Source organism: Nocardiopsis sp. M1B1, assembly GCF_052466615.1.
In genome coordinates, this window is the sequence record NZ_CP196194.1 from 4,952,603 (window position 1) to 4,968,506 (window position 15,904).

The window sequence follows — 15,904 nt, forward strand, 5'->3', positions numbered from 1 at the left end:
GCCCGATCCGTGCACCCGACCGCATCAGGCGGCGTCGCCGTCGTCGGCCGAGCCGCTGACGTCCGCGACGCCGGCCCCGCCCGGACACGGCGGGTGACGGGCGCGCGGAACCCCGGGCACCGCCCGCGGGGGCGGGCCCGGCGGTCGTCCACAGGCGAGAGGTCGGCCTTCCTCGACCGTTCCGCCGGGGACTAGCGTGGTAAGCGGGGGGTCCCCAGGGCCCTCCCGCTTCGCGCTGCCCGCGCCCCGCCCCTCAGCCCCGCGGCGCCAGCGCCCGCACCACCGCGGCCGGGTCCGCGTTCGGCGGGCCGATCGGCGCGACGACCGGGGTGGTCACCCCGTTGTCGGCGTAGGCCCGGATCCGCTCGCGGCAGTACTCGGCGGGGCCGTGCACGATGAGCTGGTCCACCACCGAGTCCGGGATCGCGGCCAGCGCGCCCCTGCGGTCCCCCTCGTCCCACGCCTTCCACATGGGGGTGAGCTCCTCGCGGCCCAGCCACTCGTGGAACGCCCGGTAGACGGGGACGTTGAGGTAGGCCGAGATCGCCCAGCGGCCGATCCCCCGGGCGGTGTCCGGGTCGGCGTCGGGGACGGCGAAAATCCGCGCGACCACCTCCTTGTCCTCGCCGTACCGGCGCACATAGGGCACCACCGTGCGCACGTCCTCCGGCGAGAGCCAGTTGACGACGGCTCCGTCGCCCTCGCGTCCGGCGAGGCGGAGCATGCCCGGCCGCAGCGCCGCCACCAGCAGCGGGGGCGCCTGCTCGGGGACCGCACCGAGCGTGAAGCCGTTGACGCTGAAGGTGTCGTAGTCCTCCTTGACCTTCGCGCCGGTGAGCGCGGCGCGGAGGAAGCGCACGGTGTCGCGCACCTTCTTGTAAGGCTCTTCGAAGGGGATGGAGTTCCACCGCTCCACGATCACGTTGGAGGACGTGCCGACGCCCAGGGCGAAGCGGCCCGGCGCGGCGGCGGCCAGGGCGGCGGCGCTCATCGCCAGGGTGGCCGGGCCGCGCGTGTAGGCGGGCACGATCGCGGTGCCCAGGCGCAGCCGGGGCGCCCACACACTGGCCAGGGCGAGGGGGGTGAAGGCGTCGGTGCCGTTGGCCTCGGCCGACCAGACGTCGGTGTAGCCCAGGTCCGGCAGCCGCTCGACGAGGGTCCGCTGCTCGGAGAGCGGGACCCCCTCCAGCGGGATGGTGATGCCCCAGCGAGTGGTCATGGCGACTCCTGTCGGTGTGGAACCGAATCCGGTTCTCGTTCCGTGCTGGCAGCACCGTACCGCCCGGTCGGTCTGTTGTCTCGGGGGCCTCCCTCCTTCGCCGCCGGCAGCCGCGCACCGCACCCCTCGGGGCTCGGCGGACCGCACCCCTCCCGCCCGGCGCACCGCGCCGCTCCGGAGCGGCGCACCGCCGCCGCCCTCCCGACACGGCGTGCCGCCCCCGGGACGCGCGTGCCCGCTGGGGCGTATGTTCGTAGGGCCCGGACCGGAGCCCCGCCGACGGCGGGCTCCCCCGGCCGGGCCGTACGAGCGCATCCCAGACGAACGAAGGAGGCCCCTTCGTGGCCACGCCACCCTCCCCCTACGACTTCCTGCCCCAGGTCGCGTCGTTCACCGTCACCAGCAACGACGTCGCCGACGGACAGACCCTGCCCCAGGCCCAGGTCAGCGGGATCATGGGCGCCGGAGGCGGGGACGTCTCGCCGCACCTGTCCTGGAGCGGCTTCCCCGAGGGGACGCGCAGCTTCGCCGTCACCTGCTTCGACCCGGACGCCCCCACCGCCAGCGGCTTCTGGCACTGGTCGGTGGCCAACATCCCGGCCGACGTCACCGAGCTGGCCGCGGGCGCGGGGGACGGCTCCGGCCTCCCCGAGGCGGCCGTCACCCTGCGCAACGACGCGGGCGGACACCGCTACGTCGGCGCGGCACCGCCCGCCGGGCACGGCCCGCACCGGTACTTCTTCGTGGTGCACGCGGTGGACGTGCCCCGCCTGGAGGTGGACGAGTCGGCCAGCCCGGCCTTCCTCGGCTTCAACCTGTTCTCGCACGCGCTGGGCCGCGCGATGATCACCCCCGTCTACGAGGTGGAGTAGCCCGCGCGGGCGGCGCGGGGCCCGGGCCGGGACCGGGTTCGGCAGTCGCGCGACGCGTCGGGGGCGGGCCGCGTGCGTCCGTGCCGCACCGCCCGCCCTCGGCCCTGTCCTCCCGGGGGCCGGGGGACACACGCGCAGTGAGCCCTTTCGGTTGTCCTGACAACCGGATTCGGCCACTTCCGGGCTATCGGGCACCTCGAGGTCTAGGCTCGGTAACCATCCCCCCAGTCCGCCGTCCACGTCGGAAAGGGTTCGACCGGTGCCACAGCAGCCTGCGAGCAAACCAACCGTCGTGGTCACGACAGCGGGGTCGGCGCCCACACCCGGGACCATCCTCCACCTGCGCGAACAGGGTTTCCGCGTGGTGGCGACCGACGTGGACCCCGCCGCCCCGGGCCTGTACCTGGCCGACCGCGGGTACCTGGTGCCGCCGGGCGACAGCGAGGCCTTCCTGCCCAGGATGCGGACGCTGTGCGCGGACGAGGGCGCCGTCGCGGTCATCCCCCTGGTCGACGAGGAACTCGTCAGGGTGGGCGAGCTCGCCAAGGACGGCGTGGAGGTGCTGCTGCCCCGGCTGGACTTCGTCACCACCTGCCTGGACAAGTACGTGCTGATGCGCGAGCTGGAGGAGGCCGGGATCGGCGTGCCGCGCACCTGGTTGGCCTCGGAGTGGCCGAGCGACGCCGCGGACTCCGCGCCCGGCGGCCTCATCGTCAAACCGCGCTGCGGGCGCGGGAGCCGCGGGGTGGTGGTCATCGACTCGGTCCGCGACATGGCGCGGGTGGTGTCCGAGGGCGGCTACGCGGCGGACGAGCTGATCGTCCAGGAGCTGGTCGGCGGCCCCGAGTACACGGTGTCCGTGGTGGTGTGGCGGGACGGCGTGGTCCAGGCCGTGGTGCCCAAGGAGGTCGTCCTCAAGCAGGGCGTGACCAGGTACGCGGTGACCCGGCGCCACCGCGAGGTGGCCCGCGTCTGCCGGGCGGTCCAGTCCGCGCTGCGCGCCGACGGACCCTTCAACGTGCAGCTGTGCCTGGACGCGGACGGCAGGCCGAGGATCTTCGAGATCAACCCGCGCTTCTCCTCCACGGCCTCGCTCACCGCGGCGGCCGGGGTCGACGAGATCACGGGGCTGCTGCGGCAGGCCGTCGCGGACGGGCCCCGCCTGGAGGACGACTGGCGCGAGGGGGTGGCGATGGTGCGGCGGTGGACGGACGAGTTCGTCAGCGAGGCGGAGTTCACCTCCCACGGCATCTCCCCCGCCCCCGCGGTCGGCGCGGAGCTGCCCCGGCAGCTGTCCGCGGGCGGCACGGGACCGGTCCCGGTCGTTCCGGTGCGTGTGCGTTGACCGGCTCCGCGACAGGGACCGCCGGGGCGCGCCCGCTGGTCGAGGCGATGGCGTCGGCGGTCGTGGAGGTCGGCGGCCTGTTGCGGGAGTGGCGCTCCGACGCGGACGCGCGCAGCGGGGTGTGGGAGGGCAGCCAGTTCAAGGCCCGGGCCGACGCCATGGCGCACCGGGCCCTGTCCGAGCGGCTCACCGCGATCGACGGCCGTATCCCGGTGGTCAGCGAGGAGGACCCCGAGTCGCTGCGCGGCGAGCGGCCGCACCGGTACTGGCTGATCGACCCCGTCGACGGGACCGCCAGCTACGTCCACGGGTTCCCCGGGTACGTGACGCAGGCCGCGCTGGTGAACGGGGGGCGGCCGGAGGCGGCCGCCGTGTTCGCCCCCGAGACCGCGACCCTCTACACGGCGGTGCGCGGCCGGGGCGCGTGCCGGGACGGACGCCTCCTGCCGCCCCCGCGGCCCGCGCCGCCGGGACGGGGCGTGCTCACCGACAACACCCCGCGGCCGGAGGGGATCGCCCGCCGGGTCGGCGACCGCTTCGGCTACGGCGGATACCTGGAGAGCGGCAGCATCTCGCTGAAGCTGTGCCTGGTCGCCGAGGGGTCCGCGCACCTGTTCGTCAAGGACGTGCCGGTGCGCGACTGGGACGTGGCTGCGCCCGCCCTGGTCCTGGAGGAGGTGGGCGGCCTGGTCACCCGGCTGGACGGAAGCCCGTTCGACTACCGGGGGCCCTACGAGCACACCGGGCTGGTGGGCGCCGCCGACCCCGCGGTGTGCCGGGCCGTCTCGGGCTGGCTGGGCTCCTGAGAACGCGCCCCGGGAGCCGCCCCGGGGCCGTGGACCGGGGGCGCCGACTCACTTTCCGTGTATCCCTTTTCCACACCGGGTGCGGCGCGTATCGTGTGGTCACCAACTCGCGTCTTGGGGGTGGGAAGTGGAGGACGAAGGCCTGCCGCTGCACCGGATGCGCGCCTCGGACGCCGAACGCGACCTCACGGTGGACCGCCTCACCACCGCGTTCGTCGAGGGCCGTCTGGACCACGAGGAGTACGACCGCCGGGTCGGTCTGGCGCTGGGCGCGGTGCTGCTCGGCGAGCTGCGCCCGCTGACCGAGGACCTGCCGGTGTCCACGTCCGCGGTGCGCGGGGTTCCGGGCGCGCGGCAGGGCGCCGATCCGCTGGCGGACCCCCTCTCCGGGGCGGCCCGCGCCGATCCGGGGTCCGGGCGCGGCCCCCGGGACGGCCGCGAACCCCCCGGCGCGGACGACCTGTCGCTCCTGGGCGCCCCCTGGCGCGAGTGGGGCGACGAGTGGCGCTGGTGGACGGGTGTGGCGGTGATCCTGACGAGCGTGTGGGGCGTGGTCAGCCTGATGGGCGGCGAGCTCGTGCCCTACTGGCCGCTGGTGCCGCTGGGCATCTGGGCCGCGGTCCTGCTCGCCTCCGCCATCTGGCCCAGCGAGGGGGAGCCGCCCTGACGCGGTGCCCTCCCCCTCCCCTCGCGTGTGCGGCCGACGCCTCGGGCGCGGCGGGAGGGGGTCAGCCCGCGGCGTGCAGCCAGCGCACCGGGGCGCCGTCGCCCGCGTAGCGGAAGGGTTCCAGTTCCTCGTCCCAGGCGCGGCCGGTGAGGCGTTCGATCTCGGCGGCCAGCTCGGTGCCGTCGGCCGCGGCCCGCTCCACGGCCAGGCGCAGTCGGCCCTCGGGCACGAGGACCTCGCCCGCCGCGCTGGTGAGGGCGGTGAACATACCGAGGGACGGCGTGTAGCTGTAGCGCACGCCGTCGCAGCCGGGCGACCCCTCCTCGGTCACCTCGAACCGCAGGCGCTGCCACGCGTTCAGCGCCGAGGCCACCGAGCCCGCGGTGCCCGGCTTCCCCTGCCAGTTGAGCTCGGCGCGGTGGTTGCCGGGTGCCGCCGGTTGGGCGACCCAGTCGAGTTTCACGGGTACTCCAACGACGCCCGCGACCGCCCACTCGACGTGTGGGCACAGCGCCGCTGGCGCGGAGTGGACGTACAAGACGCCACGTGCGGACACCGAACCTCCTGATACGAACGAGTGCGCTTCCCCGACGCCCTCGTACCACGAGAAGGTTGCATACCCGCCTGAATGCTTTTGCCCCATTGTGCCCCAAGGGCACCTTGAGAACCAGCGCTCACTTTGCTTTTTCCAGCGTTCTCCCCACCTCCGGAAGCCCCAAAAGCTAGCGTGAGCCCCGGCGAGCGGGAGTCCGATCATAGTGGGGGCGGGTGTGCCAGACCAGTCGCACGAGGACATCCATGACACCCAGGCACCTCCTCAAACCGTACTTTCGACCTTTTCCGGGGAGGAAGCACCCCTACCCTTGCCGGTTCCGGCCACGACCGGCGGTGATACAGCCGGGCCCAATCCGGACCGGGACCCCGGCGGAACCGACGCCGCCCCCAGCGATGCCGAGCTCGTACGGGGCGCCTGCCGGGGCGAGCACAGGGCGTGGGAGGCCATCGTGGACCGGCACCTGCCGGTCGTGAACGCGATCGCGCGCTCCTACCGCCTGTCCGTACCGGACCGGGAGGACGCGGTGCAGACGGTGTGGCTCACCCTCAACCAGCAGCTGCCCCGCCTGCACTCCCCCGAGCGGCTCCGCGGCTGGCTGCGCAGGGTCGCCCACGACGCCTGCGGCCGACAGCGCCGCCACAGCGCCCGGGACCAGCCGGTCGACCCCCAGAGCCTCACCCGGCGGGACGCCCTCTCGCAGGACGCGGGGCCCGAGGCGCAGTACCTGCGCAAGGAGGAGCACGAGGAGCTGCACCGCGCGATCCGGCAGCTCACCGATCCCGGAGAGCGGCGGGCCGCCCTGCGCTACCTCGACGGGGCCGCGGGGCTGCCCGTGCCCCCGGCCCCGTGCGACCCGGGGACCTCCGACGGCCGGGTCCACCCCCGGACCGCCGCGAACCAGCGCCGCCGTATGCTCCGCAGACTCCGCCGCCTCCTGGAGGAACCCACTTGAGCGACCACGACGATCCGGCACGGGCCCTGGCGGGGCGCGCCGCCGCGCTAGCCGCCTTCGACCGCGGCGACGACGGCGCCGACGTGGCGGCCCTGACCGGGGAGAGGTCTCCGGCGGGCGAGGTGCTGCGCTCGGCGGAGGGGGAGGCGGAAGGCGCGCTGGTCACCTCCCTGCGCTTCGAGCACGGCGACCTCACCCTGGACGTGCGGGTCCACGCGCACGGTCGGCTGCGCTCGCTGTCGGGGCTGGCCAGCGGGGAGTACGACCACGCGCTCCTGCGCGTGCGCCGCCCGGGTTCCGGGGCGGAGCTGCGGATCGGCGAGGACGGCGGGTTCGCGCTGTCCGGCCTGGCCCGCGGCCCGATCAGCCTGGCGCTGCTCAGAGCGGGACGCCCCGCGGTGGTGACCGGATGGTTCACCGTCTGAACGCCCGGCCAGCGGGCCAGCGGGCCAGCGGCCGGTGATCCCATCCGTCACAGAAACGGGGAAGGCCGAACCCTGGTTGCAGGCAGACACGAACCGGCTCCTGATGATGGCCCTTCGACCGGCTTCGTCCGGGTTCGCGTGAGCCGAGTTGCGCGCAGGCGGACGCGACCCCTCCCCTGCGCCCTCCCCGCGCTGCTATCACTGTGTGCGGCCCGCCCCCTCGGTGAAAGGCACCGGACGTGTCCCTGCGCGCCCAGCCCTCCCCCCTCTCCCCCGAGTCCCCCCTCTCCGCCGCCTGCCCGGACCATCACGCGCTGCGGTCCGGCAGATCCCTGCTCGCCCGCGTGAGCCACGGGATTCGGCTGGCGCAGGGCGGCATGTTCGAGCAGACCGCGGCCCTGCTGGACGAGGCCCACCGGCGCCTGCGCGGCCACCCGGTGGCCGAGTCCGCGACGGTGATGCCCGGCGTCCTGCTCAACCTGGGCCTGGCGCAGACGCTGTGCGGCCGCTTCCCGCAGGCCGAGGAACACCTGCGCGAGGCCCGGTCCCTGGCACAGGAGCGCCGACTGCCGCTGATGGGCCTGGTCATCGACCAGAACCTGGGCTGTCTCAGCCTCTACCGGGGCGACGCCCCCGCGGCCATCGCCGTCTTCCACGGCCTGACCGACCGGCTGCCCTCCCAACGCCGTGAGGCGCTGCACGTGGATCTGGCCGAGGCGCTGCTCGCCGAGGGCCTGGTGGAGGAGGCGGCGACGGCGCTCGCGGACGGCCCCTGGGCCGGGGGCTCGTCGGCCAACGCCCTGCTGGTGGAGGCCAAGATGCGGCTGCTGCGGGGCGACCACCGCCACACGGTCGAGCTCACCCGCCGGGTGCGGCACTCCTTCGGCACGGGCTCGCTGTGGTACCGGCTGGCCACCCGCCTGGAGAGGATGGCGCTGTGCGAGGGCCGGACGGCCTCCCCCGTGGCCCGGGCCAGGAACGCCCTGGCCGTCCGCGTTCCCCTGGCCGCGCCGCGGCCGTCGGGGAGGGGCGCCGCCCACCTGGCCCTGGACACCCTGGACGCGCACCCGCGCCTGGCGCCGGGCCCCTGGCTGGCGGGCGCGGTGAGCGACCCCCACGTCGTCCGCGCGGGCCTGGAGAGCGCCCTGCTCGACGGGGAGGCGGCCACCGCCCTGGAGTGGGCGGAACTGGCCCGGACCCGGGCCGCGCCCCACGTCCCCGGTCCCGGCGTGCGCACACCGGCGACGGCCTCGCTGGCCGACCGCTACCGTGCGGCGCTGGTCCGCGGTCGCGACCCGCACGCCCTGGTCCGGCGCCTGGAGTCGGCCCGCTGGCAGGCGCACCACGAGGCCGCGGGGGCACGCCGCGCCCCCGTACCCTCGCCCGTGGCGGGTGCGCTGCTGGAGCGGCTGGGCGACCGGGCCTTCGTGCGGTACACGCGGGCGGACGGGGAGGCCGTCGCGCTCGTGGCCGCTGCCGGACGGGTCCACGCCCGCGTCCTGGGGCCGCTCCCGCGTGTGGCCCGTGCGATGGCCCGGTTCGTCCACCCGGTGGCGTTCGAGCAGGACGCGTGCGAGGCGCGGGAGGCGGCCGACGGCGCCGCCCGCGTCCTCCTCGAACCGCTGCTGGCGCTGGTCGGCGACCGCCCCCTGGTCGTGGCCGGAGACGCCTACCTCGGCGATCCCCCCTGGGGCATGCTCCCCGCGCTGCGGGGCCGTCCGCTGACCCTGGTGCCCGGCGCCGGGTTCTGGCTGGAGCGGTCCAGCCCCGGGCCCCGCCCGCCGGAGCGGGTGCTGCTGGTGGCGGCGCCCGAACCGGACGGGGCGGCGCGCGAGGTCGCCGCGCTGGCCGGCGTGTACCCGGGGGCGCGTGTGCTCCGCGCAGACCGGGCCCTGCGCTCCGACGTCCTGGACGCCCTCGGCCGGGCCGACCTGGTCCACCTGGCGGGGCACGGGCGCGTCCCCGGCCGCTCGCCCATGCTCGCCTCGGTCGGCCTGGGCGACGGGCCGCTGCTCGCCTGCGACCTGGCCGGGCTGCCCGAGGCCCCGGACACGGTGGTGCTGTCGACCTGTTGGAGCGGCCGGGGCTTCGCGGACCGCGTCGGGGCTCCGCTCGGATTCACCGGCGCGCTGCTCGCGGCCGGGGTCCGCACGGTGGTGGCCAGCCCCGTCCCCGTCCGGGACGCTGGGACCGTCGGGGCCATGCGCCTGTTCCACCGCGCGCTCGCCGCGGGCGTCCCCGCGCCCGAGGCGGTGGCCGTCCACCTCGGGCGGGCGGGGTTCTGCTGCTTCGGCGCCTGAGCCCGCTACCAGCCGCGCTCGCGCCACTCCCCCAGGTGCGGACGCTCGGCGCCCAGGGTGGTGTCGCGTCCGTGCCCGGGGTAGACCCAGGTGTCGTCGGCCAGTACCCCGAACAAGCGCTCCTCCACGTCCGCGAACAGGACGCGGAAGTCGTCGTCTGACCAGGTGCGGCCGACGCCTCCCGGGAAGAGGGAGTCACCCGTGAACAGGTGGGTGTGGCCCTCGGGGTCGTCGTAGCGCAGGGCGATGGACCCGGGCGTGTGCCCGCGCAGGTGGATGACGGTGAGGTGGCACTCCCCGACCGGGACGCGCGACCCGTGCACGACGGGCTCGTCCACGGAGACCGGGAGCTCGTCGCCGTCGTCGGGGTGGGCGACCGTGCGCGCCCCGGTCTGGCCCACGACCTCGGCCAGGGCCTGCCAGTGGTCCTGGTGGCGGTGGGTGGTGACCACCCGGGCCAGGCCCTCCTCGCCGATCAGCTCCAGGATGCGGTCGGGCTCGGCCGCGGCGTCGATGAGGACGGCCTCGCCGGTGCCCTGGCAGCGCAGCAGGTAGGCGTTGTTGTCCATCGGGCCGACGGCCAGTTTGGTGATGGTCAGGTGCGGTAGTCGTCGCAGGTCGGCGGGGCCGCCGACCCTGGTATCTCCGGAGTAGCTCACCCGACCATTGTGGCCCGCGTCCGGGAGCGGACGCACCAGGGTGGCACGGGCGTGCGGCCGCGGCGGCCCGGACGGGCCGCCGCGGCCGGGTTCACCTGGCCCAGCGGGGCGCGCGCTTGTCGAAGAAGGCGGCGCGGCCCTCGGCGGCGTCCTCTCCGGCGAAGAACTCGGCGGACAGCTCGCCCATCCGGGCGAAGGCCTCGGTGCGCCGGTCCGGGGCCGCCAGCGCGCCCGCTCCCAGTTCGCCCAGGAGTTCCTTGGTGCGCGAGAGCGCGCGCGGCGCCGAACCCCGCAGTCCCTGCAGGATCGCGTCCACGGCGTGCGGCATGTCGCGGTCGGGGACGGCCTGGGTGAGGAGTCCGGCCTTGGCGGCGGCGGAGGCGTCGAACAGCTCGCCGGTGAGGAAGTAGCGGCTGAGCTGGCGCGAGTGCATCCGCGCGGACACCGGGACGGAGATGATGGCGGGGACCACGCCGATGCGCACCTCGGTGAAGGCGAACGTGGCGCTCTTGGGCGCCAGGGCGATGTCGGCGGCGGCCACCAGTCCGATGCCCCCGGCGCGGGCGGCGCCGTTGAGCACGGCGACCACCGGTTTGGGGGCGCCCATGATCTGCTCGAAGATCTCGGGGAGCTCGGGCGCCGGTTCGACCGGGGCGCCCCTCAGGGCCGCGCCGACCTCCTTCAGGTCGGCTCCGGCGCAGAACACCGGGCCGGTGCCGGTGAGCACGATGGCACGTACCTCGTCGTCGGCCACCGCCTCGGCCAGGGCCCCGGACAGCTGCGCGCGCAGCCGTGCGGACAGGGCGTTGCGGTTGCGGGGGGAGTCGAGGGTGACCGTGGCGATGGAGCGCTCGACGGTCAGGCGTACCAGGGGCGTGTCGTCCGAGGGGGTCGGGGACGGGTGCTGCGTCATCGCAGGCGGGCCTTTCTCAGGGTCCATACTCGCGGGTGCCGGAGAGGGGAACGCGCGCGTGTTGGTGTCGCGGCGCGCTTACGCGCCCGGCTCGTGGCCGACCGCGTCCGGCTCTGTGGCGTGGTGCACGAATCCGGTCCCACCCTAGACAACCGGGCCCCGGGGACACCATGTCCGTGTACACCCCGCTTGTTAAGTCCCCCTCACAGGTGCCCGCGCGTGTGGCGTGACGGGGCACCGCCCCGACCCGCCCCCGCCTCGGGCTGCCCGGCGCGCGGCGCGGACACCGCGCGCCGGTCGACCCGGCGGCCGGGGCCCTGACGGCCCCGGTGGCCTCAGGGGCGGGTGGTCGCCTCGGACAGGGCGTCGGCGAAGTGCATCATGGCCGACACCGCACCGGCGCCGTCCGCGGCCTCGCTGACCCTCAGGGTGAGGGGCTCCGCGGTGATCGCGCCGGTGTACCCGTGGTCGAGTTCGCACTCCTCGTCGGCGCATGCGGCCGGTTCGAGGTCGATGTGGGCGATCGCGCCCCAGTTCACGGACAGGTTGACGCTCAGCACCAGCTCGCTGGGCATGCTGCCCGGCGTGTACTGGGCGGGGTTGGGCACCACGCGGGTCAGGGCGACCGACTGGATGTTGCCCAACTGGATGCTGTCGGTGGTGGTGGAGGCGTGCGAGGTGCCGCCGGGCTCGGTGGGCGGGTGCTCGTCGGTGTGGCACACCACGAGGCGGGTCGCGGTCAGCAGCATCACCGTGATGTGCCGCCGCATCTCCATGGCCGGGTCGAAGGTCGCCTCGTGGTGCACGATGAACGCCTCGGCGCCCTCGCTCCCCAGGGCGGTGGCGACGGCGTCGATCACGAGCGCGGGGTAGTACCCGCTGCGTTCGATCTCCGTCCGCCAGTCCGTGGACACGGCGCGTGTTTTCCTCATACTCCTATCCTGCCTCTTTCCCGTGACACTTCGCGACCGGGACGTGAAACGGGATGCCCACCCCATGATCAGAACGTCACCCCGCGCAGTCGCCGGGGCCCGGCGTCGGGCCGCACGTCGGGGGCCTCGCGGAGCCAGACGCGCGCGCCCAGCACGTGGGCGCCGGTGGCGTTGACCAGGACCGGGTCCAGATCGATGTAGCCGATCTCGGGGAAGGCCTCCACCAGGCGCGAGACCCGGACGAGGAGTTCCTCCAGCGCCTCCACGTTGGGCTGCTCGGCGAGCGAGGTCGCACCGGCGGGCAGCCCGAACAGCAGCGGGGCGGCCCGCACGGCGTGGATGAGGTCGGCGGCGTCCATGTCGGTGAGCGGCGCCAGCCGGAACGCCCGGTCGTCGAGCAGTTCGGCGGTCACGTCCGCCAGCCCGAAGGAGACCACCGATCCGAAGGACTGGTTGTCGCCCGCCCGGACGACCGTGGGCACCCCTGGGGCCACCATGCGCTGGACGACCAGCGAGGCCTCGTCGCCGAAGCGGTCGTGCAGGGCCGCGAAGGCGCTGCGCACGTCGTCGGGGGTGCGCAGGTCGGCGCGGACGAACGTGCCGCCCGCGCGCAGGCGCAGGTCCGGTGAGTCGGCCTTGACCACCGCCGGGTAGCCCAGCTGGCCCGCGGCCACCACGGCCTCCTCCTCCGACGTCACCGGGATGTCGGGGTAGGCGGCGATGCCGTAGCAGGCCAGCAGGTCGCGGGCGTCCTCGCCGGAGATCGCCGTCTCCTCGTCGTAGCGGCGCTCGCCGCCGAACCAGGCGATCTCCTCAGCCGAGGGCGTGGCGTTCTTGAGCGCGCGGACGATGGTGGCGCGGGCCCGGGCCCCGTCGATGTCGGGCAGCTCGGGGTGGCGTCCGGGCTTGCGGTCGCGCCACTGGGCGTAGCGGGTGGCGTAGGCCAGGGCGCGCACGGCGTCCTCGGGCGAGGGGTAGGAGGGCACCGAGCCGCGCAGGGTCTGGCCCCGGTCGCCGACGCGGCGCAGTTCCTCGGGGATCCCCTGGCGGGCCAGGTAGGTGGTGACGACGGGCTTGGTCGAGTCCAGGGAGCGGGCCCGCAGCACGCGGGCGACGTCGTCGGAGATGGGGTGCAGGGCGGGGACGAACACCACCACGACCGAGTGCACGTCCTCGGCGGCCAGGGCTGTCTCCAGGGCGCGGTCGAAGTCCTCCGCGGTGGCCTGGGGGCCGAGGTTGACCGGGTCGTGCGGCTTGAGCCCCTGACGGACGGCCGCGTCCTTGACCAGCAGTTCCAGGGAGTCGGAGTTGCCGATGATGCCCACGCGGGGCCCCTGGGGCAGGGGCTGGTAGGCGAACACCTGGGCGGCGTCGAACATCTGCGTGATGTCGTCCACCCGCACCACCCCGGCCTGCTGGAACAGCGAGGTGACCGCGTAGTCGGGCAGGGAGAGCCCGCCCGCGGCGTGGCCGGTGGGGGTGGTCCGCGCCGAGCCGCCGCTGCGCACCGCGACGACCGGCTTCTGCTTGGCCAGGCGCCGGGCCAGGCGGGTGAACTTGCGCGGGTTGCCCAGCGACTCCAGGTACTGGAGCACCACCTCCGTGGCCGGGTCCTCCTGCCAGTACTGCATGAGGTCGTTGCCGGACACGTCGGCGCGGTTGCCCGCCGAGACGAAGGTGGACAGGCCCATGCCGCGCTCGGCCACGCGCTGGAGGATGGCCCGGCCCAGGGCGCCGGACTGGGAGAAGAACCCGATCGTGCCCGAGGGCGGCAGGTCCGGGGACAGGGTGGCGTTGAGCGAGATCTCGGGGTCGGTGTTGGCGATGCCCAGGCAGTTGGGGCCGACCACGCGCATCCCGGCCGCGCGGGCGGTGCGCACCAGTTCGTCCTGGCGGGCCCGGCCCTCGGGCCCGGTCTCGCCGAACCCGGAGCTGACCACGACAAGGCCGTGCACGCCCTTGTCGGCGCACTGCTCGACCACGTCGACGACCATGTCGGCGCGCACCGCCACGACGGCGAGGTCGACCTGGTCGGGGATGTCCAGGACCGAGGGGTAGGCGCGCACGCCCACGACCGCCTTGGCCTCGGGGTGGACCGGGTAGACCGGGCCCTGGAACTCCCCGCCCAGGAGGTTGCGCAGGGCGGTCTGGCCGATGGTGTGCGCGGTGCGGCTGGCGCCGATGACCGCGACCGAGTTCGGGAAGAGCAGGCGGGCGATGGAGCGCGACTCGGCGCGCTGCTCGCGGGCCCGCATGACCTCGGTGGAGTCGTCGGTGGGCTGGAGGTCCAGAGTGAGGCGGATGACGCCCTCGTCGAAGGTCTGCTGGGCGGTGTAACCGGCCTCGCGGAAGACGTTGATCATGCGCCGGTTCTCGGGCAGCACGTCCGCGATGAAGCGGCGCATGCCGCGTTCGCGCGCGGCCGCGCCGATGTGCTCCAGCATGACCGAGGCCAGGCCGCGGCCCTGGTGGGCGTCCTCCACCACGAAGGCGACCTCCGCCTCCTCCGGCGCCACCTTGTCGTAGCGCACCACGGAGACGAGGGAGTCGGAGATGGTGGCGACCAGTGCCACGCGGTCCTCGTAGTCGACGGTGGTGAAGCGTTTGACGTCGCGGTCGGAGAGCTTGGGGTAGGGCGCGAAGAACCGGTAGTAGATGGTCTCCGGGGAGAGGCGGGAGTGGAACTCGCGGAGCAGGTCGGCGTCTTCGGGGGTGATGGGGCGCAGGTGCGCGGTGCCTCCGTCGGTCAGGACGACGTCGGCTTCCCAGTGGTTCGGGTAGGACTGCACGACTGCGAGACTAGACGACAAACGGCCGAATCCGGGGAAAGTCCGTGCGGGCGGCGCGAAAACCCCGCTCGGGACCGCGCACGGTGTGTCCCCCGCCCGCGGAGGCGCCGGTCGGGGCCCGAGCGCCCCGTCCGCGGACCGGATCGGCCGCCCCGTGGGCTCTCACGGCTCCGCGGGGGTGTCCGGAGGCGGTGTGGCCGGGGTGCTGTCACTTCGTTACACGCCGCTGACGGTTGACCTGTTAACGTCGTGCGAGCACGGATTCTGATAACCCTCGGTGGTGGCTGGCGAAATGACACGAGTGGTCGTGATCGGTGACCTGATGACCGACGCCGTCGCGCGCGCGTTCCACCCGTTGGCCCGCGGCAGCGACACTCCGGCGTCCGTGATCATGTACGGCGGCGGGTCGGGGGCGAACATCGCCTCGTGGCTGGCCGTGGAGGGCACCGACACCACGTTCGTCGGCCGCCGCGGCTCCGACATCACCGGACGCACCCGTGAGATGGAACTCATGGGCTACGGCCTGGACTCGCGGATGGTGATGGACCCGGAGCGGCCCACCGGCACCTGCGTGGTGATGATCACGCACCGGGGCGACCGGACGATGCTGAGCGACCCGGGCGCCAACGCCCGCCTGCAGCCCGAGGACCTGCCCCGCGACGTGTTCGGCCCGGACGGGCACCTGCACGTGTCGGGCTACACCCTCATCAACGACGACTCCCGGCGCGCCGCCCGCGTGGCGCTGCGGATGGCCCGCGAGAGCGGGATGTCGATCTCGGTGGACGGCGGTTCGCACGCGCCGCTGGAGCGCGCGGGCGCGGAGAACTTCCTGGACTGGACGCAGGGCGCGCGCCTGCTGTTCGCCAACGTCGACCAGGCCCGGGTGCTGACCGGCCGGGACGAGCCCGAGGCCGCCGCCAAGGTGTTGACCGCGTGGTACCCCAACGTGGTGCTCAAGCTCGGCCAGCAGGGCGGCCTGTGGGCGTCCAAGACCCGCGACGACTGCGTGACGGCGCCGGCCGAGCCGGTGGAGCCGTCCCCGGGTTCGGTGGGCGCCGGTGACGCCTTCATCGCCGGGTTCCTGCCCGCGTGGCTGCTCGGCCGCCACCCCAAGGAGGCGCTGGGCCGGGCGCACCGCCTGGCGGCGCGCGCCTTGCACCAGCCGGGCGCCCGCCCGGACCTGGGCGAGGGCCAGCCGGTGCGCCGCGGCGCACCGCGCGGCCAGCGCATCCGTTGAGCCCCGGCGGCCCGGCCCCTGGGAGCCGGGCCCCGGCCAACCCGCCCGCGCGGCCAGCGCATCCGCTGAGCCCCGGCGGCCCGGCCCCGAGGAGCCAAACCCCGGTAACGCGCCCGCTGAGCCACGGCCGCCATGGCACCGGCGGCCGGGCCGAAGGGCCGAGCCCGGACACCCGCCCGCGCGGACCGGACCTCCCGCCGACAGCGGCCCACGTCCTTGAGGGCCCCGCGCG

General features: G+C 74.8%; 14 protein-coding genes. 8 read left to right on the plus strand and 6 right to left on the minus strand.

Going from position 1 to position 15,904, the window contains the following annotated elements; translation table 11 throughout:
* Positions 1 to 253: 253 nt before the first annotated feature.
* Entirely contained in the window at positions 254 to 1,219 is a 966-nt protein-coding gene (locus ACSTA4_RS21540; RefSeq protein ID WP_444960778.1) for an LLM class F420-dependent oxidoreductase, read from the minus strand.
* Positions 1,220 to 1,560: 341 nt separating this feature from the next.
* Here ACSTA4_RS21540 and ACSTA4_RS21545 point away from each other — a divergent pair, with 341 nt between their 5' ends.
* From ACSTA4_RS21545 to ACSTA4_RS21560, 4 genes are all read left to right on the plus strand, one after another.
* Entirely contained in the window at positions 1,561 to 2,091 is a 531-nt protein-coding gene (locus ACSTA4_RS21545) for a YbhB/YbcL family Raf kinase inhibitor-like protein (protein WP_248773803.1), read from the plus strand.
* Positions 2,092 to 2,383: 292 nt separating this feature from the next.
* Positions 2,384 to 3,436 (plus strand): ATP-grasp domain-containing protein, encoded by a 1,053-nt coding sequence (locus ACSTA4_RS21550; protein WP_444960779.1) that lies wholly within the window; start codon positions 2,384 to 2,386, stop codon positions 3,434 to 3,436.
* On the plus strand, positions 3,433 to 4,242 hold the full coding sequence (locus ACSTA4_RS21555; RefSeq protein ID WP_444960780.1) for a 3'(2'),5'-bisphosphate nucleotidase CysQ family protein: 810 nt from the start codon (positions 3,433 to 3,435) through the stop codon (positions 4,240 to 4,242). The genes ACSTA4_RS21550 and ACSTA4_RS21555 overlap by 4 nt, the downstream gene beginning before the upstream one ends.
* Before the next feature lie 127 nt (positions 4,243 to 4,369).
* Positions 4,370 to 4,909, plus strand: coding sequence for a DUF1707 SHOCT-like domain-containing protein (locus tag ACSTA4_RS21560; protein ID WP_444960781.1), 540 nt, complete (start codon positions 4,370 to 4,372; stop codon positions 4,907 to 4,909).
* 61 nt (positions 4,910 to 4,970) lie between these two features.
* On the opposite strand, the gene ACSTA4_RS21565 is transcribed toward ACSTA4_RS21560, so the two are convergent.
* A complete protein-coding gene (locus ACSTA4_RS21565) occupies positions 4,971 to 5,465 on the minus strand; it encodes a DUF3145 domain-containing protein (protein ID WP_444960782.1) in 495 nt (164 codons plus the stop codon).
* A gap of 307 nt (positions 5,466 to 5,772) precedes the next feature.
* Between ACSTA4_RS21565 and ACSTA4_RS21570 the strand changes: the two genes are divergently transcribed.
* The 3 genes from ACSTA4_RS21570 to ACSTA4_RS21580 all read left to right on the plus strand — a co-directional run bounded on the left by ACSTA4_RS21570 (position 5,773) and on the right by ACSTA4_RS21580 (position 9,142).
* Positions 5,773 to 6,417, plus strand: a complete 645-nt coding sequence (locus tag ACSTA4_RS21570; RefSeq protein ID WP_444960783.1) for an RNA polymerase sigma factor — start codon at positions 5,773 to 5,775, stop codon at positions 6,415 to 6,417.
* A complete protein-coding gene (locus tag ACSTA4_RS21575; protein WP_444960784.1) occupies positions 6,414 to 6,842 on the plus strand; it encodes a hypothetical protein in 429 nt (142 codons plus the stop codon). The genes ACSTA4_RS21570 and ACSTA4_RS21575 overlap by 4 nt, the downstream gene beginning before the upstream one ends.
* Positions 6,843 to 7,081: 239 nt before the next feature.
* A complete protein-coding gene (locus ACSTA4_RS21580) occupies positions 7,082 to 9,142 on the plus strand; it encodes a CHAT domain-containing protein (protein ID WP_444960785.1) in 2,061 nt (686 codons plus the stop codon).
* A gap of 5 nt (positions 9,143 to 9,147) precedes the next feature.
* Here ACSTA4_RS21580 and ACSTA4_RS21585 read toward each other — a convergent pair whose 3' ends face one another.
* The 4 genes from ACSTA4_RS21585 to ACSTA4_RS21600 form a co-directional block, all read right to left on the minus strand.
* Positions 9,148 to 9,801 carry an MBL fold metallo-hydrolase gene (locus tag ACSTA4_RS21585; protein WP_212643307.1) on the minus strand — a complete coding sequence of 218 codons (654 nt, stop codon included), beginning with the start codon at positions 9,799 to 9,801 and terminating at the stop codon, positions 9,148 to 9,150.
* A 91-nt stretch (positions 9,802 to 9,892) separates the two neighbouring features.
* On the minus strand, positions 9,893 to 10,714 hold the full coding sequence (locus ACSTA4_RS21590; RefSeq protein WP_444960786.1) for an enoyl-CoA hydratase-related protein: 822 nt from the start codon (positions 10,712 to 10,714) through the stop codon (positions 9,893 to 9,895).
* Between the two features lie 335 nt (positions 10,715 to 11,049).
* Positions 11,050 to 11,628 (minus strand): DUF5998 family protein, encoded by a 579-nt coding sequence (locus ACSTA4_RS21595; RefSeq protein ID WP_019609669.1) that lies wholly within the window; start codon positions 11,626 to 11,628, stop codon positions 11,050 to 11,052.
* An 86-nt stretch (positions 11,629 to 11,714) separates the two neighbouring features.
* On the minus strand, positions 11,715 to 14,435 hold the full coding sequence (locus ACSTA4_RS21600; RefSeq protein WP_274974234.1) for a bifunctional acetate--CoA ligase family protein/GNAT family N-acetyltransferase: 2,721 nt from the start codon (positions 14,433 to 14,435) through the stop codon (positions 11,715 to 11,717).
* A gap of 301 nt (positions 14,436 to 14,736) precedes the next feature.
* On the opposite strand from ACSTA4_RS21600, the gene ACSTA4_RS21605 reads away from it, so the two are divergent.
* Positions 14,737 to 15,672, plus strand: coding sequence for a carbohydrate kinase family protein (locus tag ACSTA4_RS21605; RefSeq protein ID WP_212644328.1), 936 nt, complete (start codon positions 14,737 to 14,739; stop codon positions 15,670 to 15,672).
* Positions 15,673 to 15,904 lie beyond the last annotated feature (232 nt).

Coding starts and splice junctions, on each gene's coding strand:
- ACSTA4_RS21590 (WP_444960786.1), bottom strand. CDS start 10,714: ATGACGCAGCACCCGTCCCCGACCCCCTCGGACGACACGCCCCTGGTA.
- ACSTA4_RS21540 (WP_444960778.1), bottom strand. CDS start 1,219: ATGACCACTCGCTGGGGCATCACCATCCCGCTGGAGGGGGTCCCGCTC.